The sequence below is a fragment of the Acidobacteriota bacterium genome, assembly GCA_016196035.1.
Taxonomy (GTDB): domain Bacteria; phylum Acidobacteriota; class Blastocatellia; order RBC074; family RBC074; genus JACPYM01.
In genome coordinates this window covers 250,153-271,680 of sequence record JACPYM010000029.1, presented here as the reverse complement: position 1 = coordinate 271,680, position 21,528 = coordinate 250,153, and the positions used below count along the sequence as shown (strand labels likewise).

Sequence of the window (21,528 nt, the reverse complement as noted above, 5' to 3'; positions counted from 1 at the left end):
TCGCAAGACAACGGCTTTTCTCTCCGGGCATTTCCAATTCGTTTTTCCGACATATATTCCTGGCGTAACTTTTAGATGTTGCGCCTAGATGACGATTGCTTTTGTATTTCAGTTTGTTTTTTTGAGGTTGATCAGCAATGCAAGAGTTTCACGACGGTACTCCCAGTGATGTCGTCCGTTACCCTATGGTACCGATCCGCGATGTGGTGGTCTTTCCGCAGACCAAAGCGGCGTTTGTGATTGGCCGCCTGTCGTCGGTCCGGGCGCTGGAAGAGGCCTTGACGGGTAACCGGATCATCTTCCTGGCAACGCAACACGACGCCACTGTTGAAGAACCGAATGCCAGTCAGATTTACCAGGTCGGCACCCTTGCTTACATCGCCAACTCCTTGCGCAAACCGGATGAAGCCACCATCAAGGTTTTAGTCGAAGGACGCGAGCGTGCCCGCGTTGTCAGGGTGGAAGAACGCGATGGCCTGTATTACGCCACGTTGCGGCGCGCGCCCGTGGTGGCCGAGAACCCGCGTCGTGTCGCACCGTTGCTGACGCGCATCGCCGGACTGGTGGAGCAATATCTCAAACAAGCCCAAGATACCAACCTCGAACAAGTGCAAGCCGCGCTAAGAATCACTGACCCCGGTCACCTGGTGGATCACCTAGCCGACAAACTCAAGCTGCCGATTGAAGACAAGCAGAGCCTGCTTGAAACTTATTCGACGCACGAACGCCTGTTGCGCATGATCGAAATCCTTGAAGTTGAACTCGAAAAGACCAACATTGACCGCACCATCCAGACGCGCGTCAAGCGCCAAATGGAAAAGCAGCAGCGCGAGTATTATCTGAACGAAAAGATCAAAGCCATTCACAAAGAACTGGGCCGCAAGGATGAGCGCGCCGAGTTCGACGAATTGAAGCTGAAGATCGAAGAAGCCGGGATGACTGAAGAAGCGCTGGAACGCGCGTTGAGTGAATTGAAGAAGCTCGAACAGATGCCGCCCATGTCCGCCGAGACGACCGTTTCGCGCAATTACGTGGACTGGCTGATCGGCGTGCCCTGGCAAAAACGCAGCGAAGAAATCCGCGACATCAACCACGCCCACGAAGTCCTCGACGCTGACCATTTTGGCTTGGACAAGGTCAAAGAACGCATCCTCGAATATCTGGCCGTGCGCCAACTGGTCGAAAAACCCAAAGGTTCGATTCTCTGTTTTGTCGGCCCGCCTGGCGTGGGTAAGACTTCGCTGGGACGTTCGATTGCCAAAGCGACAGGGCGCGCCTTTGTGCGGCTGGCCTTAGGCGGCGTGCGCGACGAAGCCGAGATTCGAGGTCATCGCCGCACCTACATCGGCGCACTGCCCGGTCAAATCATCCAGATGATGAAGAAAGCCAGCACGGTGAACCCGCTGATGCTGCTGGATGAAGTGGACAAACTCGCTTCCGATTATCGCGGCGACCCGGCGGCGGCCCTGCTCGAAGTGCTCGACCCGGAACAGAATCACACCTTTCACGACCATTACCTGGATGTTGAATATGACCTGTCGCAGGTGATGTTCATTGCTACGGCAAACGTCTTGCATACGATACCGCCAGCGTTACAGGATCGTCTGGAAATCATTCGTCTGGCTGGCTACACTGAACGCGAGAAGAGCGAAATCGCCCGCCGCCATCTGATTCGCAAACAGTCGGAAGCCAATGGTCTGAAACCGGAGCAACTCGAATTCAAGGACGACGGTCTCAAGACGATCATTGAGTACTACACGCGCGAAGCGGGCGTGCGCAATCTGGAACGCGAAATCGGTTCGATCTGCCGCAAGGTGGCGCGCCGCGTCGTGCAAGAAACCGCGACAGCCAAGAATGGTGACAGCGGCAAGCCGTTTCACTTCCTGGTTGACACAGCGGCGGCCAAGAAACTGTTGGGACCAACAAAGTTTCGCCCGCAAACAATGGCCGAGCGCAGCGAAATCGGGCTGGTCAACGGCTTGGCTGTGACCGAAGTCGGCGGCGATGTGTTGCAGATTGAAGCGACGCTGGTGGAAGGCAGCGGCAAGGTTACGCTCACCGGCAAACTCGGTGATGTCATGCAGGAATCCGCGCAGGCTGCGATCACTTACATTCGCTCACGCGCGGCTGAATTGGGCATCGCGACTGACATGCATAAGAGCCACGATTTGCACATTCACGTGCCCGAAGGCGCAATCCCCAAAGACGGCCCTTCGGCAGGGATCACGATGGCTACGGCTATGGCATCCGTCTTTACCCGCATCCCCGTGCATCGCGAAGTCGCCATGACAGGTGAGATCACCTTGCGCGGCAAAGTGCTGCCAATAGGCGGTGTGAAAGAAAAGTTGCTGGCGGCGCATCGCGCGGGAATGACTATCATCATTCTGCCGAAAGAGAATGAGAAGGATTTAGCCGAAGTGCCTGCGGACATTTTGCAAGAGATTCAAGTCAATTTGGCTGAAACGATGGACGAAGTATTGCAGCTAGCGCTGGAGCGTCTGCCCGTACCGCACGCCAGGCCGAGTCTGGACAGCACGCCAGAGATCACGTCTTCCCTCTGGCAGACCAATACGTTGGTAACTGGCGTGGCTGAAAGCTCGGTGACTGGTTAAAAATGAAGAGCGTCAGCGCCAAGTTCGTTGCGAGTGCTACCACGCCCGCGTCTTTCCTGAAAGATCGCCGCAAAGAAATCGCGTTTATGGGGCGCTCGAACGTTGGCAAGTCAAGTTTGTTGAACAGTCTGTTGGGTGTGAAAGGTCTGGCGCGCACCAGTTCGACGCCGGGCCGCACTCAAACGATCAATTTCTTTCTGATTGAAGAGCAGTTCTATTTTGTTGATTTGCCCGGTTATGGCTACGCCAAAGTCTCCAAGTCGGAAAGAGCGGCCTGGGGGCAGTTGATTGAAAAATACCTTGCGGAACGCGAACAGCTTGTGCTATCTATCCTAATCGTAGATGCTCGGCATGAGCCTTCCCCGTTAGACCTTCAGATGAAATCCTGGCTACAACACTTTGGGCTTCCTTATCTGGTGGTTTCAACGAAAAATGATAAGCTTTCCGCCAACGAGCGTCAGGCGTCACAACAGCAGGCAAAGAAAGTGCTGGAAGTTGAACGCATCATCCCCTACTCTGCGGTTACTCGTGAAGGCGCCAACCAGCTTTGGGATGTAATTCGTTCCAGTCTTTTGTCAAAGTAATAATCCCACTCGGTGACCGGTCAGTTTACCGCTTCCCCCGATTTCCCTTGTTGGTGGCGTCACTCGACAAAGCCTTTCATGCTCCACGCTGCGCCGATTCAAGCTCCCGATTCAAAGCGACCTGATTCAAGCGGAATGACTGATCAATCAGAATTTAGGGATTGAACTTGATCAAGCATTTTTGATAACGAAGGTAAACAACATTCTCCCTGGCAAAAGCCGCGCAAAGCCGGTTTTTGTCGCCTGAAGAAAATCCCGTACACAACTCTTTATGTATGCCGACTGCCTGGTGTGGTAGCGGCAGCCAGCACGTATTGGCGTGTCCAAAGTATTGACACGCTTTCTATCAAAGTTCCCCACCCTGGGACAAAAGAGACCTAGCGGTCTCTCATTCAGCGCCACCAACAACGCGGGCCTTAAGTCGCCCGCGCCAAGCGGCAGGACGCACGACGACAAGCTCATGATGAAGAAGGACCGAACCTCAATCGCAGAGAAAAGCAAGACGCCACCGCAAGACGACTTTCTGGACTATGACGAAGAAGAATACTCTGGCGATGGCAAAGAGTTTTTAGACATCGCAGATCTGAAGGAGATGAATATCTCCAAGCTGACCGGCATTGCCAAGGAACTCGATGTCCCCGGCGCCACAGGTATGCGCAAACAGGAGTTGATCTTCAAGATCCTCCAGGCGCAAACCGAAAAGTCCGGGTTGATCTTTTCAGAAGGCGTGCTCGAAACCCTGCCCGACGGCTTCGGTTTTCTGCGCGCGCCCGAATACAACTATCTGCCTGGCCCCGACGATATTTATGTCAGCCCCTCGCAGATTCGCAAATTCGATCTGCGCACCGGCGACACGATCTCCGGCCAGATTCGTCCGCCCAAAGAGGGCGAGCGCTATTTCGCGCTCATCAAGGTCGAAGCGATCAACTTCGAGCCGCCTGACATTGCGCGCGACAAGATTTTCTTCGACAACCTGACGCCGCTCTATCCGAACGAGCAACTGCGGATGGAGAGCAACAACGAGAACGTGTCAGGCCGCGTCTGCGACTTGTTCGTGCCCATCGGCAAAGGCCAGCGCGCGTTGATCGTAGCGCCGCCACGCACCGGCAAGACGATGCTGTTGCAAGCCATCGCCAATTCAATCAGCGAGAACCATCCTGAAGTCACGCTGATCGTGTTGCTGATTGACGAGCGCCCCGAAGAAGTCACCGACATGCAGCGTTCGGTTAACGGCGAAGTGATCTCCTCCACCTTTGACGAACCCGCCTCGCGCCACGTGCAAGTCGCGGATATGGTGATTGAGAAAGCTAAACGCCTGGTCGAACACCGCCGCGATGTTGTGATCCTGCTTGATTCGATCACGCGGCTGGCGCGCGCCCATAACGCTGTCGTGCCGCCCTCCGGCAAGATTCTCTCTGGCGGTGTGGACTCGAACGCGCTGCAACGCCCGAAGCGCTTTTTCGGCGCGGCCCGCAACATCGAAGAAGGCGGTTCGCTGACGATCATCGCCACGGCATTGGTCGAAACCGGTAGCCGTATGGACGATGTGATCTTCGAAGAGTTCAAAGGCACGGGCAATATGGAAATCCATCTTGACCGCAAGCTGTCCGACAAGCGCGTCTTTCCCGCGATTGACCTGCAAAAATCTGGCACACGTAAGGAAGAGTTGCTTATCGCCAAGAAGGACCTCGACCGTATTTGGGTCTTGCGTCGCGTGCTCAATCCGCTCTCGCCGGTTGAACAAATGGAGCTTGTACTTGATCGTTTAGACAAGACCAAGACCAATGGCGAGTTCCTGTCTTCGATGAATAGCTGAGACGGAGTGCGTTAGTTTAGCGAATTTGTACGAACCATCAACTGCCTGTTTGGCATCCATTCGATGATTAACCAGACAAACCGCGCTCGCATCAACCGGGCGCGGTTTGTTCTTTTGTGTCGCTTGCTCTAAAAACTATCAAGAAAGATTGCTCTCCAAAAAGTAAAGAATAGGAAGGAGTGGCAAATTATGCGCTTTACCAAATACTCCAAATGGACAGGCGATGATTGGGACAACCTCAACTTGCAAGAGCTGATGGACGCGCTTTCGGAATTCCTCTTGCGAAGCGGTTTTCAAGACCAGTTCCGCCGCCGTTCGCGTTACTGGGATGATGATGACTTCGACAACTTCCGCGACCCGGCGGATGCGCTGCAAGCCTTGCGCGACGCCATTCGCGAGGCGTTGAAAAATTCCGGCCTGCTGGATCAAGAGCAGTACGACCAGCTTTTTGATGAGGACGGCAATGCACGCGACGAGCGGTTGGAGCAGTTGATTGACCGGCTGATTCAGCGGCTGTTGCAAGAAGGCTATCTCAACGCGCAGGGCGATCAGGAAGCGCTGGAGGGCATGTTCGGCGATGATGAAGCCAAACGCGCCGAGTGGCGCAACCGGCAGCAACAAGGCGAGACTGGCAATTTCAAGAAACCCAACATCAAGTTTGAAGTCACGCAGAAGGGCGTGGACTTTCTGGGTTACAAGACGCTCAAGCATCTGATGGCGAGTTTCGGCAAGTCTTCGTTCGGGCGGCATGACACGAAATATCTGTCCACGGGGGTGGAAGCTTACGAGGCGTCGAAGCCGTATGAGTTTGGCGATACGCTCAATCTGGATGTGACGGGGACGTTGTTGAATGCGATTGGCAGAGAGGGACTGGGCGTCCCGCTCAATCTGGAATACAAAGATTTGCTGGTGCATCAGTCGGAGTATCAATCGTCGTGTGCGACGGTGGTGATGCTGGATTGTTCGCATTCGATGATCCTTTATGGCGAAGACCGCTTCACGCCGGCGAAGCGTGTGGCGCTGGCGTTGTCGCATCTGATCCGCACGCAGTATCCGGGCGATTCGCTGAAGCTGGTCTTGTTTCACGACGGCGCGGAGGAAGTACCGCTCGGCAAACTCGCCAACGTGCAGGTCGGGCCGTATCACACCAACACCTGCGAAGGGCTGCGGCTGGCGCGGCGGCTGTTGCAGGCGCAACGCAAGGACATGCGCCAGATCATCATGATTACCGACGGCAAGCCTTCGGCGTTGTTTCTGGATGAAGACAATCCGTTCGGGCAACAGCGCGGCAAAAAATCAGAGACACGCCGGTTGTATAAGAATTCGATGGGCCTTGATCCGCTGATTATTGACGCGACGCTGGCCGAGGCCGCGCAATGCCGCCGCGCCGGGATCATCGTCAATACGTTCATGCTGACCAGCGATTATTACCTGGTCGAATTCGTCAAACGCCTAACCGAGATCGCGCACGGCAAGGCCTACTTCACGACCAGCCTGCGTTTGGGCGAGTACGTGATGATGGATTTCATCAAACGCAAAACGAGCCGGGTCAAATAATCGAAGCCTGAGCTTATGTTGACGCGCAGCGTCTTTGGAGTGCGGGCGGCACAGGCCGCCGCTTTGGTATGCCCTTGATCGGCTAGCGATGACGGAAATACCAAGGCGGCGGCCTGTGCCGCCCGCACTCCAAAGGCTTCGCCCCGCCAAAGCGCTGCGGGACTTGGAAAAAATGGCTTCGTGATTGCAACCAGTCAATGTTCAAGTTGTATTCCCTTCTCACTCTTCTTTTGCTGTTTGGAGTTACGCCGCCGCCAAGTGGCTATACGCAACTGCCTGCCGCCATTGATCGAACCGATCCCACCAGAGCCGAACAGCAATTGCGCGAATTGCTGCGAACTTCACCTGAAACAGTGGCTCGCAACAATTACGACTATTTACTGGCGCGCCTGCTCGATCAGCGGAGCGCGTTTGCCGAAGCTGCGCCACACTTTCAAAAAATTGTCGCGCGCAACTCGCCCTTGGCCGGATACGCGCTGTGGCATCTGGCCGAGATTGCGCGGGCGGGTGGCAAGCTGACCGAAGAGCAGGCGACGTTGCAAAAGCTGGTCGCGCAGTTCCCCGATCATCTGTGGCGCGAACGGGCGTTGCGGCGGTTGAGCGAGAGTTATTTCCATGCGGGCAATTATCAGGCGGTGCTGACGACGCTGCGGACACTGGGGCCGCGCCGCGATGTCTTGCCGCGCATCGGTGAGGCGCAGGCGGCCTTGCGGCAACCGGAAGCCGCGCGCGCTTCGTTCGAAGCGGCGCTGACCAGCGGTTCAACCGATGACACGGCGTTGCGTGCGATTGTGAATCTGGACAAGCTGGATGCAGCGCAAGGCAAGCTCCTCAGTGAAGCCGAACATCTGCGGCGCGCGCGGGTGTTGCAATTCAACCGCTTTTTCGCGGGCGCGCGACCGCATTGGCTGGCGGTGATTAACGGCTTCCCGCAAAGCCGGGCACGAGCAGAGAGCTTGTTTCAGTTGGGCCGTAATTACTTTTTGGAAAACAAATTCGCCGAGGCGCTGCCGTGGTATGAGCGCGTGGGCAGCGGGTTTCCGCAAACTGAAGAGGGCGAGCAGGGGTTCTATTACGCCGGCCACTGCCATCAGTTTTCCGATCAGACCGACAAGGCAATTGCGCGATACGAACAGTATTTGCAGCGTTACCCTAAAGGCAAATTCATCGGCTATGCGCACCTGAATGCGATTGACACGTTGCGCTCCGCAGGCCGACCGGAACAGGCGTTGCAATGGGCGCAGCGCGCACAGGCCGAGTTCGGCGAAGGTTTCTTCGGCGTGACCGCACTGTTTCAACAAGCCAAGATTCGATTGGGCAAAGAGGATTACGTGGGCGCACTCGCGGATTTCACGACGTTGCGCGCGAAGAATCTGAACGTGCACGGGCAGGTCGCGACGACCAATTTGCCCGAAGTCAGTTTTATGCGCGCGTATTGTTTGGAGATGCTTGGCCGCTTCGATGAAGCCATCACCGAATATCTGACCTTGAATGAAGGGCGCGGCCATTCGACGGCGGCCTATGCCTATTACGGTCAGCGAGCGACCGCGCGGCTGCGGGCGTTGGCGACGAACCTACGCGCCAAAAATATGGTCGCGGCACGGCGCGAGTTTTGGCTGGCGCAAGCGCGTCAGGCGGCGGCAATTGCGAACGCTGGGGCAACAAAGTTCGCGGTAAATCAGGCGCTGCGATTGGTTGAGGATGAAAAGACGCGCCAGGAACTGTTCGGCCTGCTGCGCGCGGCATACGCCAAGCTGCCAGGATATGAAGCGCCCGCCTTGAACTTCACTCCGGCTGGACGCGCGGTTCCGTTGCCAGAGGGAACGCCCGCCGCAACCGGCACCAGCCACGCAACGATTGCCAACGAGTTGCTGTTTCTGGGCTTGTACGATGAAGGCGCGGCGGAGTTGGCGGCGGCGCAAACCGTCAGCAACAACACGGTGGCGTATTATTGCGCGCGCGGCGATTGCGCGAATTACACCTTCCGCCTCTTCGAGCCGTTGCTGCGCAATCTGCCCGAAGATTACCGATTGGAATTGTTGCCGCGCGAATTGGCCGAGGTCTTTTATCCCTTTCCGTTTCGCGGCGCGTTGAAAAAACACGCGGGCGCGCGCGGCGTTGATCCGCGTTTCGTGCTTTCGATTGCCCGGCAGGAAAGCAGCTATAACACGCGGATCAAAAGCGCGGCGGCGGCGCGCGGGATGCTGCAATTCATCGCACCGACGGCCATTCAGATTGCCGAACAATTGCAGCTTACCGATTTTGAGCAGGATGATCTTTACGAGCCGAATACGGCCATTCTGGTCGGCGCGCAATACATGAAAAATCTGTTTGATCTGTTCGGTTCGTCGCAAGCGGCGGCGGCGGCTTACAACGGCAGCGAGGAATCGGTCGCGCGTTGGGTGGCGCGGACGGGCAGCAAGGATGTTGACCGCTTTGTGATCGAGGTCGCCAAGCGCGAGACAAAAGATTATGTCTTTAAGGTGTTGAACAATTTGCAGGCGTACAAAACGATTTATGCCGCTGAGTTGAGATAGTGGACACCAGCCTTACTTGAAAAGCGAAATGACGCCATAGGTCGCCGCCGCAATTCCCGCCGCCGCCGGAATCGTAATGATCCAGGCCCAGACGATGCGGCCCGCCACCCCCCAACGCACTGCCGAGAGGCGTTGTGTCGAGCCGACACCGACGATGGCACCCGTGATGGTATGCGTGGTCGAAACCGGCACGCCGAGTTCCGAAGCGATCAGAATCGCCAACCCTGCGCCCGTTTCCGCGCAAGCGCCGCCAATGGGTCTGAGCTTGGTGATCTTCGACCCCATCGTTTTGACGATCCGCCAGCCGCCCGAAAGCGTGCCCAAGCCGATGGCCGCATAAGCGCAAAAAGCCACCCAGAGCGGCGGGTCGGAAGTACCAGCGGAGACATAGCCGCCCGTAATCAAGGCCGCCATAATGATCCCCATCGTTTTTTGTGAATCATTCGAGCCATGCGAAAAGCTGAACAGCGAGGCGGAAAAGAGTTGTAAAAACCGGAAAAGTCTATCTACGCGCGAAGGCGCAAAATTGCGAAAGAGCCAATGCGCCAAGACCATCAGCAAGGTGCCAAAGATCAACCCCAGCACCGGCGAAATGACGATGAACGAGAGCGTCCCCGGCCAGCCTTTCGGCCAATCGGCCAGGTTCCAAAACAACACGCCAAAGCCGACTTTCGTCACCGCTGCGCCCGCGTAACCACCGACCAGCGCGTGCGAAGAACTGGTTGGCAACCCAAACCACCAAGTCAAGAGATTCCAGCTAATCGCGCCGACCAACCCAGCCAGAATCACCCATTCATCTACCAGCTTGACGTTGATCAGCCCTTTGCCGATGGTCGAGGCAACGTGGTGGCCGGCAAAGAAAAACGCGACAAAGTTGAAGAAGGCCGCCAGCGCCACGGCTTTGCCTGGCGAAAGCACGCGCGTCGAAACGACGGTCGCAATCGAATTGGCCGCATCGTGAAAGCCGTTGGTGTAATCAAAGGCCAGCGCCAACAGGACAATGATGATGACGAGTATGTGAGAAGAATTCATGCAGACCTCTGGGGATAAGCGCTGTCCGCAGCGCTTGACATGCAGTTGGGCAAACCGGCCAGCTTAGGCGTTCTTGAGCACAATTGATTCGAGGACGTTGGCGGCGTCTTCGGCGCGGTCAATGCAACGCTCCATCTTCTCGTAAATCTCTTTGAGCTTGATGATCTGGATGGCGTCCGTCTCGTGCGAAAAAAGCCGTTCGACGGCGTCGTGGTAAAGCGAGTCGCCCTCGTTTTCCAGGGTGTGAATGGTGATGCATTCTTTCAGCACCGTCTCGCTATCCTTTTCGAGCGCAATGACCGCGCGTTCCAGACTGGCGGTAAGGCGAATGAGCACATCGGCCAGCTTGCGGGCATCTTCAGTAGATTTATCCACCCGATAGAGCATCACCCGGCGCGCGACGCTATCAATGTCATCCTCAACGTCGTCGAGCGAACTGGCCAGCGAGTGGATGTCTTCTCGATCAAAGGGCGTGATGAAAGTTTGGTTGAGCCGTTTGACAATGTCGTGCGTGAGGACGTCACAATCATGTTCAAGCTTTTTGATCTGTTCGGCGTAAGCTGACCGCCGCTCAAAATCTGAAAAGAGTTGTTGTAAGAGTTGCGCGCTCCCGGTGATGTTGGAAGCGACCCGGTTGAAGAGATCGAAATACTTGTCTTCCTTGGGCAATAAACGGAACATACGATGTGTCTCCTGTGTTTAAGCCGTCGTTACCTACCAGTCTGTCAGCCGCCGCGAAGGCGGTCAGTATACATAGCCGTGTGGGGAATGAAAAATTTCCCTCTCGCTCCGGCAAGATTTAACCTGAACATAATACCGGGTACAGCTTTCAACAACTTCCTGCGGATTGAAGTGTGCGGACGGACCTGCAAATCTAACCTGCGCAGTTCTTCAGCAAGAAAGATCAGCCAGGAGTTGGGGCTCAGTAATTTTTTCTGGCCTGTGTCACCTCTGGATGGCATCTCATTTGCTGAGCAATCAGTCGGTGTTTGCCCGCGCAGTAAACTCCAAATTCAAATTTAGCAGTAAGGAAGTCGTTAAAAAGCAATGAAGCAGTATTTGATTCTCGCGTGGCGTTTGGCAAAGGTGCTCCCGGTGGTCGGCATGGTTTTTGTATTGGGGAATGCTCCCAACGTGCTGCGCCGGAAGGGCTATGTATTCGGGTTACTTGAAGTTATGCTGGACTTGTTGCCGGTGATTTGCTTAATCAAAGCCAGCATTGAAGCCACGCTCGGCAATGATTTGATTCCTGAAAAAACCCAACCTTCAACTTCCGTGTTAGAAGCTGTCGCCTAACGACAATCTCTTTGGGAAGCCCATCCACAGTCCTGCCCCACCTGCGTTTCTGTCTCACTGCTACCAGCATGGCACTCTTACCTGTCTACAATTCGTGACATCTGTCCTCTTCGCTTGACGCAGGATAAATAGCGGCCTGACATGATTGCCTAGAAGACTTGATGATCAAGAATGGCCCGCATTCGTTTGGCAGACTCAATGGCGTTCGGAGCTTCGGCAATGGCTGCGCCGATAATGACGCCCGCCAAAGGCAAATCACGCAAGAGCATCAACTCATCATGATCAATTCCACCAGCCAAATAAACGGGCAACTCAATGCTGCCCACTAAGTCAGCCAAGCGGGTGGCCTTTACTTCGCGGCTGTCATCACTCTTTTCAAATCCCCGGCGGTTGATACAAAGGGAACTCACACCCAGTTCGCGCAATTGCCGCGCCCGCGCTGGAATATCGGCAACACCTAAGCTATCCGCCATCACTTCCCCGTCATAACGTTTGGCCGATCGCACGACTTTGGCAATGACTTCATCCGAAGCCACACTCAGCACGGTGACAATGTTGGCGCCAGCGGCAAACGCCAGTTCGGCAATTGGTTCGCCTGCGTCAATCACCTTGATGTCAGCTACGACCGGACGACCACGATAACGGCGGCGCAATTCGCGGACAGCGCGAATCCCCTCGCGAATCAACAAAGGCGTACCGGCTTCGATCACGTCAATGTACGGTGCCACTTTGCCGACCAAATCGAGTTCGTGAATCAAGTCTGGGGTGTCGAGTGCCAACTGTAACTTCATATCTTGCTGCTTCTCGTCACGTATCAAATCCAGATCATCTCCCTGTTAGATAAATGTTTAATTCGCCTTTGTCTTTTGTTTTCAACCGCTTCCACCCATTTCCACAAAAGCTGTGGGAAACACTGTGGAAAACACTGTGGAAAGCAATGACAAAGTGAGCAAAAAGAGCAGTTTATAGCGGTTTGCACTCTTTTTCGACATCCATCTAAACCTTTATTGTGCAATCAGATGCACGGCCGAAACAAGTTACTCACAGAACCTTTAAGCTATCCTAGTCTTAAGCATCGTCTTAGTAGGATTGGCCTGTGGATAATAGTAAAAAACCATCTCATATAGCACCAATGTACTATATTCAATTGATAGTTAATACTCTTCCTCACGTAACTGCCCGATTCTTTCAAGGAAATCAGCTTTTACAAGAACTTGGCGCGGTTTGCTGGCACCCTCTTCAGGCCCAATGATGCCTTCATGCTCCATCATATCAATGATCGAAGCGGCCCGTCCGTAGCCAATTCTTAAGCGTCTTTGCAAAACCGAAGTCGAGGCTCGTCCCATCTCAATCACGATCTTAACGGCATCATAGTATTTCTCATCACGCCGTGCATCGCTACTCGCCTCAGAGCCTTCCATCTCTTTCTCGCTCAAGGTGACACGCTCGTCGTAGGTAGGCTGGCCTTGAGAGCGAATGAAGTCGCACACGCGCTTGACCTCTTTTTCGTCTACGTATGCCCCGTGCACGCGCACCAGACGCGACGTGCCAGGCGGCAGGAAGAGCATATCACCCTGCCCCAGCAAGCCTTCGGCGCCATTGGTATCAATAATCGTGCGCGAGTCCACTTTGGAGGAAACACGGAAGGAGATGCGCGAGGGGAAGTTGGCTTTGATCAGCCCGGTGATCACGTCCACTGAGGGCCGTTGCGTCGCCAGGATCAAATGGATGCCGACCGCGCGCGCCATTTGCGCCAGCCGCGTGATGCTCTCTTCGACATCGCGCGCCGAGACCATCATCAGGTCGGCCAGTTCGTCAATGATGATAACGATGTATGGCAGCGGCTTAGGCTTGTCGTCGTTGTCGGCATCGCGCTTCGGATCGTAACCTGCACACACATCGGTGTTGTACTGGTCAATGTTGCGCACACCGAAGGCGGCCAGGTGCTTGTAGCGGTTCTCCATCTCCGACACGGCCCATTTCAGCGAATAGCTGGCGCGCTTCGGGTCGGTCACAATCGGCGTCAGCAAATGCGGCAGATCAGCGTAAAGGCCCAATTCCAGCCGTTTGGGGTCAACCAGGATGCACTTCACTTCGTCGGGCGAAGCCTTGTAAAGCATCGAGACGAGAATTGAGTTCAAGGCGACCGACTTGCCCGCGCCAGTCGCACCCGCAATCAACAAGTGCGGCATCTTCTTGAGGTCGGCCACATAATTCGAGCCATAAATCGTTTTGCCCAGCGCCAAAGTCAATTTCGAGGTCGAGTCGCGGAATTCTTTCGATTCGATCACCTCGCGCAAACGGATCGTTTCGCGCGTCGTATTGGGGACTTCAATACCGACGGTGGATTTACCAGGAATGCGATCAATGCGCACCGATTCGGCTTTCAACCCTAAACAAAGATCGTCCACCAAGCCGGTAATGCGACTGTATTTCACGCCCGGATCGGGTTTGAATTCAAAGGTTGTGACGACCGGGCCAGGGCTGATGCGCGTGACTTTGCCGGAGACATTGAACTCGGCGCATTTTTCGGCCAGTTGCCGGGCGCGCTCCATCAGTTCGGCATCCGCCACTTCGGGACGCGCCGCTGCGGGCGAGAGCATGTCCGAATCAGGCAGTTTGAAATTGGCCATCAGTCGCGCAACGCTTTTGACGACCTGTTTTAATTTCGATTCGGGCGCCTTTTCGAGTTCGGCGGTTTCAATGCGTTTAACCGTAGCCGAAGAGAGCATCTCGTCTACGGTACGGCGCGGCGGCGGTTGCGGCGGCGGCGGCGCGCCATCATGCACATTGGCCTCATCGAATTCTTCGTCCGTATCGTCATCCCAGGGCGCGCGTTCGCTGGCAGGCCGCTTCTTTAGCGGCAGCGGGCGCTGGTCGCCGCGCAATGAAGTTGGGATGCGTTTTGTGCCATGTCCATTCACCGGCTCGATTTCAGGCTCAGTTTCTCTGCCCGACACGCGTCCGCGTTTTGGCGCGTCGGCTTGCGCCAGGGGGCGAGTCTCGCGATTCACCACGACCGCATTGGCGCCGGTCTTTTCATCATCTTCAAACGCGAACCACTCGTCCTTTTCCGGCTCAGTGGGTGCAATCACTGGCGCGGGGGGTTCAGGTTTGCGTTTCTCACTGCCGACAATCACGGGTTGCGCCCTATCTTTTCCGCCCGCCAACGCTCGCGCCGCGCTTGAATCTTTCAGCAGCGGACGCACCGCACGCCGCCGTTGCGGCAAAGCATCGGCGTCGTCCTCTTCATCCAGATCATAGCGGCGGCGAAACGTGCCCATTAACGAATCGCTCCAACGCGCTCCCTCGCCCCCACCCGGCGACAGATCATCCACCAGTTTCGGCAGCCAACTCAGTGAGAACGGCGTCGAGATCAGAATCCCGGCCAGCAACAGTGCCGCCAGCAAAATAAACGAGCCGATCTGGTTGAGCGAACCAACCAAGCCATCGCGCACCAGCAATTGTCCGATCCAGCCGCTGCGATGGAAATCGCCATTCTGCGGGCTGCCCAAATCTGACAACGCCAGCAACCCGACCAGGGCGACCAGCACCAACAACCAGCCAAAGAGCTTCACGCCTGGCATTGGCAATTGGCGCGGACGCAACAACCACCAGCCCCCACCCAAAATCAGCAGCGGGAAGCCCCAGGCCAGCCAGCCGAAGGCCTTATAAAATTGCGAAGCCATGCTCGCGCCCACCGGCCCAATCCAGTTCTTGACCTGCAAATTCGATCCCACGGTATTCACCGAAGGATCGGCCTTGTCATAGCTGACCAGTGAAAACAACAAGACTACGCCAAAGACCAGCAGCACCAGTCCGGCCAAGTCTTTCAGCAATTCAGCCCAATCGGTGTTGGCTGTCCAACTGGCGAAGGAAAAGGTAGGTTCGGCTTTGGTCGCCCGGCTCGTGCGATGTGATTTGGTATGACGGCCCGCGCGCGTCACACGTTCAGCGGCAGTCTTGCGCCCGCCGCCTCTGGGTTGCGCCGCGCGGCTGCGAGGCTTGCCGTTGATCGTTTCGGTTTCTCGGATAGACATAGCGTTTCGGAAAGTTGTGAAAGTTTGTGGAGGAGTTCAGCGTCAATCCAGCACTGCGCTGCTCAACCACCCAGTTCTCAAGCCACACCAAGCAACTCTCCAAACTCTCGTAATTCTTGTAAGAGGGGCAACAGCGAAATCAAACCGCAAAACGTTCAGACAGGATGAACAAGATTTCTTCAGGATTTACAGGATTGGGAGTGGCAAACCAATCGTTGCTCTTGGTCAAATCCTGTTCATCCTGCCGACAATCCTGTCCATCCTGTCAAAGGTTTCAAGATACGTACCAGCCTAAGCCGCCATCGTGCGTTTCGACAGCAAGTAATCTTTGATGAAATCGTCCAGGTCGCCGTCCAGCACGGCGTCCACATTACTCGACTCAAATTTCGTGCGCACATCCTTGACCAACCGATAGGGATGCAGCACGTAGTTACGAATCTGCGAGCCAAACGAAATATCGCGTTTGGCTTCGGCCAGCTTGTCGGTATCGGCGCGCCGCTTCTGCACTTCAATTTCGTAGAGGCGCGATTTCAAAACCTTCATTGCCACATCGCGGTTCTGATGTTGCGAACGCTGGTTCTGGCACGTCACCACGATATTTGTCGGGATGTGCGTGATGCGCACCGCCGAATCGGTCGTGTTGATGTGCTGACCACCCGCGCCCGTCGAACGATACGTATCCACGCGCAGGTCTTTATCCAGCACTTCAATCTCGACGTTGTCGTCAATTTCCGGCGTGACAAAAACCGAAGCGAAACTCGTCTCGCGGCTCTGACCCGAATTGAACGGCGACTGGCGCACCAGCCTATGCACCCCGACTTCGCCCGCCATTAGGCCATACGCATAATCACCTTCAACGCGGAACGTAGCCGATTTGATCCCGGCCTCTTCGCCCTTTTGAACGTCGAGCACCTCGCGCACAAAGCCCTTGCGTTCGGCCCAGCGCAAATACATGCGCAACAGCATCTCAGCCCAATCCTGCGCATCGGTGCCGCCCGCGCCTGCATTGATCGCAACGATGGCATTGCGCGCATCATTCTCGCCGCCCAACAGCATCTGCGTCTCACTGGCTTCGACCGCCGCCGCCAGCCGTTGCAACGAATCGCGCAACTCTGCCGCCGAAGCATCGTCTTCCGCCGCGAATTCAAACAGCACCTCGACGTCGTCTACCAAACGCTGCTGCTCATCCGCCGTCTTGAGCGCCTTTTCCAAGCGCGAGCGTTGTTGCAACGTCTGCTGCGCCTGCGCCTGATCGTTCCAAAACGACGGTGCGGAAATCAACTCTTCGAGCTTCAATAACTCGGCCTGCTTCGCCTCTACGTCAAAGAAACCTCCGCAGTTCGGCGACGCGGGAACGTAACTCATCGTGCTGCGCTCGCAGGTCTTGCAAAGCGAGAGCGTCAATCATCTTGTGATACCCCTTTTTCTGTCTGTGTTTAGAGTGCTGTAGCTTACCACAAACGGCGCGGAAAGTAGCCAGCGGCTCGGCACCCCAGCAATTCCCGGCCAACCCATCAGCAACCGCCATATTTCATCGTCACGCCCAATACCGAACGGATCGTCATACACTTAAGTCAGCGGGCGTTATAGCCAAATGGCTCACCTGCGTTTCTTGCCACCCATAGCCCCTCTTACCCAGACTGCGTAAAGCGGCTGTGACCAAGTACAGCAGCGCGGCAATCACGCAAATATGAAAATTGCGCCAACTCGTGTCAGACAGACTAACAAAAGGCCACACGCAAGTTACCATCACAGGCAAAAACATTTTACTGCCCCGTCTTGGTTTGCAGAATTAAATCGCTTGACATAGCCGCCAAAAAAATACACTGCGCGCGCTGAATCACAAGTAACTAACACAAGCCACATCGTAATGCCCTAGCAAACGATTCAGCCTCTCGGTAACTGACCTTTTACAACACTGTTCACTAAAACAAGTGATAATCGTAGTGAATATCGCTCAAACACTCTCTCAAGTTATTTACGATTTCGTCAGGCTCAATTGTCACAGCAGCTAAGCCGCGCTTCATCCGTACTGCAAATTTGATGTAATACGTGTGCCTGGCCAATGTATCAACAGCAGCAACGAAACATATTTAAGCAATTGAGCTACTCAATTGCCAGCCGCAGGTTTATTCTCCAGAGGGGTTTTATGTTTACGACAGTAACATCTCACTTTCAGCAGCTAACCGCCAAGCATCCGGTCATGCTGTTTACCGTCTTTTGTCTTTGCGCTTCGGCCTTCGGCTTTGGTGTGCGAGCGCGTTCCAGCGCGATTCCTGAAAAAAAGCAGGCAATCGCCAGGCACGATTCGAACGCAGGTCTCGCGCCAATTCAAACACAGCCATCTAACAACATAGAGGCTGAACTGATCACCCTGCGCAACTTCGGCTTTGAGCCTGCCGCGCTTAAACGCCCCGCAGGCGAGGTGCTCTTTGTGATTAACAATCGCAGCCGCTGGCAAGATTTAGTGCCGACGTTGAACCGCGTACAGGGCAACAAGGTCAAGGACGTGGGCTTACGGAAAGGGCAGGTCAACTGGTTCGAGAAGTTCAATCTGCCGCCCGGCGATTATGTCTTAACCGCAACCGGGCATCCCGAATTGAGTTGCGCCATAACGCTGACGCCTCGTTAAGGTCAGCGAAAACGCCGCCAAATTATTTCAAGCATTGGCCCGACAGCCGTCCTGGAAAGCAAAGAATAGAGGAACTCATGAACACGCTTGGTTACAGCATCCGTCAATCTCTGCGTTACAGCTTGCGCTTTACGATTTGCGCCACCTTGTTGGGTGTACTGCTCAGCGCCACAGCCAACGCCCAATCCGGCAACACCGCCACCGACGGCTTTACACCTGAAGGCTTGAAGACCGGCGCGCCAGCCGGTTCGTATCAACTGACCGGCTTTGACAATATCAATTACTTCAACGGCAATTTGAATTTCAGCTTGCCGCTGGTGCGCGCGGGCGGGCGCGGCGGCACCAGCTTTACCGTGCCGCTGAAAATCAAGCGCAAATGGCGCTTCATCAGAACGCCCTCGCCTCCCTACGTCAATACACCGGAGCCAAATGATTGGGAGAGTAGGGACGTGGCTTATGGGCCGGGCTTGCTGATTGGACGGCGCACGGGGCGGCTTCGCAGTATTGCAACCAGACGGAATCTTCACAGACGGATACGCTAACACGTTTGACCTTCAAAGCGGGCGACGGCACCGAGTATGAACTGCGCGATACGCAACTCAACGGCATGCAGGGTGTGACCTATTACAGCTACTGCTCGGTGGGATTGACGCCGAATCGCGGCCGAACCTTTGTCAGCAGCGACGGGACAGGCGTGACGTTTTTCTCAGACACCGAGATTGTGGATTCGGACGGCTCACCGGTGACACAGATTTTTCCGAGTGGTTTTCTGCTGATGCCGGATGGCAGCCGCTACCGTATAGATGATGGCTATGTGTCGTGGCTGCGTGACCGCAACGGCAACAAGTTGAAGTTCGAGTATGGCTACGGCGGCTTAGGCAAGGTCACGGATGCGCTGGGCCGCGCAATCAATATCGCGTATGGCGACGATCCGGCGACGCCTTACAACGATCACGATGAGATTACCTGGATCGGCTATGGCGACGCACAACGCCCAATCAAAATCTGGTTCAATCAACTGAGTCAGGTGTTGCGCGCGGGTTTCACCATCAAGACGTACCAACAGTTGTTCCCGGAAATGAATGGCAGCAGCAGCACGCTTTTCGATCTGCGCGTCATCGGGTCGGTCGAACTGCCCGATGGCCGCAGGTATTGGCTCAAATACAACGACTATGGCGAACTGGCGCGCGTCGAACTGCCCACTGGCGGGGCGATTGAATATGATTACATGGCAGGCGTCGTGAATGCCGCAGTCAGCGGCAGTTATGGCGGCGGCGGACAGTTCATAGACAAGCAGGTTTATCGCCGCGTGACGGCGCGACGCGTGTATGCGGATAAGACCAGCACTGTTTATGAGTATCTGACCACGATCAGCCGTCCGGACTCATTGGGCGGCGGCAACGTCGGTTATGTAGACGTGGCGAATTTGAACTATTCAGGCACGTGGTTAAGCCAGGAGCGGCATTATTACTACGGTTCGGGTCTGGTTCCCCCAGGCCAACTTCCGACGGATTATTCCGCCTGGAAACCCGGCAAGGAGTGGAAGACGGAAATGTGGGGCGGTTCCACTAGCCCGGTCACCCACAGCACCGAAAACACCTGGCAACAGCCGTCATACACTACAACCTGGCCGTTGACCCAAGCCGAAACCAGCGATTTCGCGCGCGCCAACAATCCCAAGATCACTACGACGCTGAAGCGGCTCAATGACGCCAATCAAGTGGCGCAACAGGCTTTCAGCTATGACCGGAATTTCAATCAGACGGATGTTTACGAATACGATTATGGATCAGGCGCGCCGCCTGCTTACGCCACCCGTCACACGCACACTGATTTCGTGACCAGTTACACGGTCGGCGGCATCGTCAAAGATTACGATCTTGACCTGACCATTCATCTGAAGAACCTGCCGAAGCGCCAAGTGGTCACAGCCGTCAATACCAGCAACGGCGCAGAGACCTGGGCTGCGCAAACCGAGTATGAATACGATAAGTACGACACCTCGACCAATCACGCAGATCTCATTAACCGGACGAATCTGAGCGGTCCGCTCGGCACGAGCAGCCCCTATGATTTGTGCGGCGGGTATGCCGCCTGCCCGGCGACCTTCAAAACGCGCGGCAATGTCACCCAAGTAGATCACTGGCTCAACAACGGCGGCAATCTCAAAGTCAGCAACTATGCGCAATTCGACAGCGCGGGCAACGTGGTCAAAGCGATTGACGGGCGCAATAATGCGATCCAGTTCGATTTCGCCGACCGCTTTGGCGCGCCAGACGGCAACGCCCAGACCAACACCGCGCCGACGCAGTTGGGCGGGCTGACCACCTTTGCCTTTGCCACCAAAGTCACCGATCCGCTGTTGTATACGGGCTACACCCAATTCGATTATTTCCTGGGCCAGCCCGTTGATGGCGAAGACCGCAACGGGATCAAAGCGAGCGCCTACTATAACGATTTCCTCGACCGCCCGACGCAAGGCATTCGCGCGGTCGGCACGACGGTCGCCACCCAAACGCTGTTTTCTTATAACGACACCACCGGCACGGTGAACGGTAAGCCGCCGCTATCGGTCACGACGATCAGCGACAAAGATACGTTTGGCGAGAGCAATAGCGGCAATGGACTGAAAGCGTGCGCGCGTTATGACGGGCTGGGGCGCACCTGGCGCGGCGGGCGTTGGAATGGCAGCCAATGGGAAGTGACCGACACGCAATTTGACGCGCTTGGACGCACCTATCGCGTCTCCAACCCATACGCCGCCGCCGATCTGGTGGGCGCGGTCAATCCTGCGGGTGTGTGGACAACGACGACGTATGATGCCCTGAGCCGTGTGCTGGCCGTCGCCACGCCTGACAACGCCACGGTGGGTACGGCTTACAACGGCAATCAAGTAGTCGCCACCGACCAGGCCCAGAAACAACGGATGAGCGAAACCGACGGGTTGGGCAGGCTGAAGAAAGTCTGGGAAATCACCGCCGCCGACAGCGCCACGGTCGGCGTCACGTTCCCCAATCAAACCTTCAATGCCGGTTATTTGACCAGTTACGCTTACGACGCGCTGGATAACCTAACCACCGTCACGCAACAAGTCGGAACGAGCGGCACGACGCAAACGCGCACTTTTGTTTATGACCCGATTAAGCGGCTGACCTCTGCCACCAACCCCGAAAGCGGGACGACCGGTTACACTTATGACAACAACGGCAATCTGTTGACCAAGACCGATGCGCGCAGCATTACGACGACGCTCGTTTATGACGCGCTCAATCGTCCCGCAAGCAAGACTTACAGCGACGGCACGCCAGCGGTCAGCTACCTTTACGACGCGCAAGTATTCCCGACCGGCGCGCCCGCCGGATTCAATCGTGGCTTTGCGACCGGACGCCTGGTCGCCATGAGTTATAGCGGCGGCAGTCAGG

General features: G+C 55.6%; 13 protein-coding genes. 8 read left to right on the top strand and 5 right to left on the bottom strand.

Going from position 1 to position 21,528, the window contains the following annotated elements; all coding sequences use genetic code 11:
• Window positions 1-137: 137 nt before the first annotated feature.
• From lon to HY011_10330, 5 genes are all read left to right on the top strand, one after another.
• Window positions 138-2,612 carry an endopeptidase La gene (gene lon, locus HY011_10350; protein MBI3423330.1) on the top strand — a complete coding sequence of 825 codons (2,475 nt, stop codon included), beginning with the start codon at window positions 138-140 and terminating at the stop codon, window positions 2,610-2,612.
• A gap of 2 nt (window positions 2,613-2,614) precedes the next feature.
• Window positions 2,615-3,196, top strand: a complete 582-nt coding sequence (locus tag HY011_10345) for a YihA family ribosome biogenesis GTP-binding protein (GenBank protein MBI3423329.1) — start codon at window positions 2,615-2,617, stop codon at window positions 3,194-3,196.
• Between the two features lie 463 nt (window positions 3,197-3,659).
• The gene (gene rho, locus HY011_10340; GenBank protein MBI3423328.1) at window positions 3,660-5,012 is read left to right on the top strand and encodes a transcription termination factor Rho; all 1,353 of its coding nucleotides are present in this window, start codon (window positions 3,660-3,662) and stop codon (window positions 5,010-5,012) included.
• Window positions 5,013-5,201: 189 nt separating this feature from the next.
• Window positions 5,202-6,569: a VWA domain-containing protein gene (locus HY011_10335; protein MBI3423327.1), complete on the top strand. Its 1,368-nt coding sequence runs from the start codon at window positions 5,202-5,204 to the stop codon at window positions 6,567-6,569.
• Window positions 6,570-6,799: 230 nt separating this feature from the next.
• Complete coding sequence (locus HY011_10330; GenBank protein MBI3423326.1) at window positions 6,800-9,106, top strand: transglycosylase SLT domain-containing protein; 2,307 nt, start codon at window positions 6,800-6,802, stop codon at window positions 9,104-9,106.
• Window positions 9,107-9,118: 12 nt separating this feature from the next.
• Here HY011_10330 and HY011_10325 read toward each other — a convergent pair whose 3' ends face one another.
• Both HY011_10325 and HY011_10320 read right to left on the bottom strand, forming a co-directional pair.
• Window positions 9,119-10,138 (bottom strand): inorganic phosphate transporter, encoded by a 1,020-nt coding sequence (locus tag HY011_10325; GenBank protein MBI3423325.1) that lies wholly within the window; start codon window positions 10,136-10,138, stop codon window positions 9,119-9,121.
• Between the two features lie 63 nt (window positions 10,139-10,201).
• Window positions 10,202-10,819 carry a DUF47 domain-containing protein gene (locus HY011_10320; protein ID MBI3423324.1) on the bottom strand — a complete coding sequence of 206 codons (618 nt, stop codon included), beginning with the start codon at window positions 10,817-10,819 and terminating at the stop codon, window positions 10,202-10,204.
• Between the two features lie 366 nt (window positions 10,820-11,185).
• On the opposite strand from HY011_10320, the gene HY011_10315 reads away from it, so the two are divergent.
• Window positions 11,186-11,434 (top strand): hypothetical protein, encoded by a 249-nt coding sequence (locus tag HY011_10315; protein ID MBI3423323.1) that lies wholly within the window; start codon window positions 11,186-11,188, stop codon window positions 11,432-11,434.
• Between the two features lie 149 nt (window positions 11,435-11,583).
• Here HY011_10315 and HY011_10310 read toward each other — a convergent pair whose 3' ends face one another.
• The 3 genes from HY011_10310 to prfB form a co-directional block, all read right to left on the bottom strand.
• Window positions 11,584-12,225, bottom strand: coding sequence for an orotidine 5'-phosphate decarboxylase (locus HY011_10310; GenBank protein ID MBI3423322.1), 642 nt, complete (start codon window positions 12,223-12,225; stop codon window positions 11,584-11,586).
• A 363-nt stretch (window positions 12,226-12,588) separates the two neighbouring features.
• Window positions 12,589-15,474, bottom strand: a complete 2,886-nt coding sequence (locus tag HY011_10305) for a DNA translocase FtsK (GenBank protein ID MBI3423321.1) — start codon at window positions 15,472-15,474, stop codon at window positions 12,589-12,591.
• A 291-nt stretch (window positions 15,475-15,765) separates the two neighbouring features.
• Window positions 15,766-16,882, bottom strand: a protein-coding gene (gene prfB, locus HY011_10300) for a peptide chain release factor 2 (protein ID MBI3423320.1) whose coding sequence is annotated in 2 segments (ribosomal slippage) — window positions 15,766-16,806 and window positions 16,808-16,882 — 1,116 coding nt in all. Because the reading frame shifts where the segments join, the coding sequence is not laid out codon by codon here.
• A gap of 657 nt (window positions 16,883-17,539) precedes the next feature.
• Between prfB and HY011_10295 the strand changes: the two genes are divergently transcribed.
• Window positions 17,540-18,106 carry a hypothetical protein gene (locus HY011_10295; GenBank protein MBI3423319.1) on the top strand — a complete coding sequence of 189 codons (567 nt, stop codon included), beginning with the start codon at window positions 17,540-17,542 and terminating at the stop codon, window positions 18,104-18,106.
• Between the two features lie 77 nt (window positions 18,107-18,183).
• Complete coding sequence (locus HY011_10290) at window positions 18,184-18,648, top strand: hypothetical protein (GenBank protein ID MBI3423318.1); 465 nt, start codon at window positions 18,184-18,186, stop codon at window positions 18,646-18,648.
• The last annotated feature ends 2,880 nt before the right edge of the window (window positions 18,649-21,528 follow it).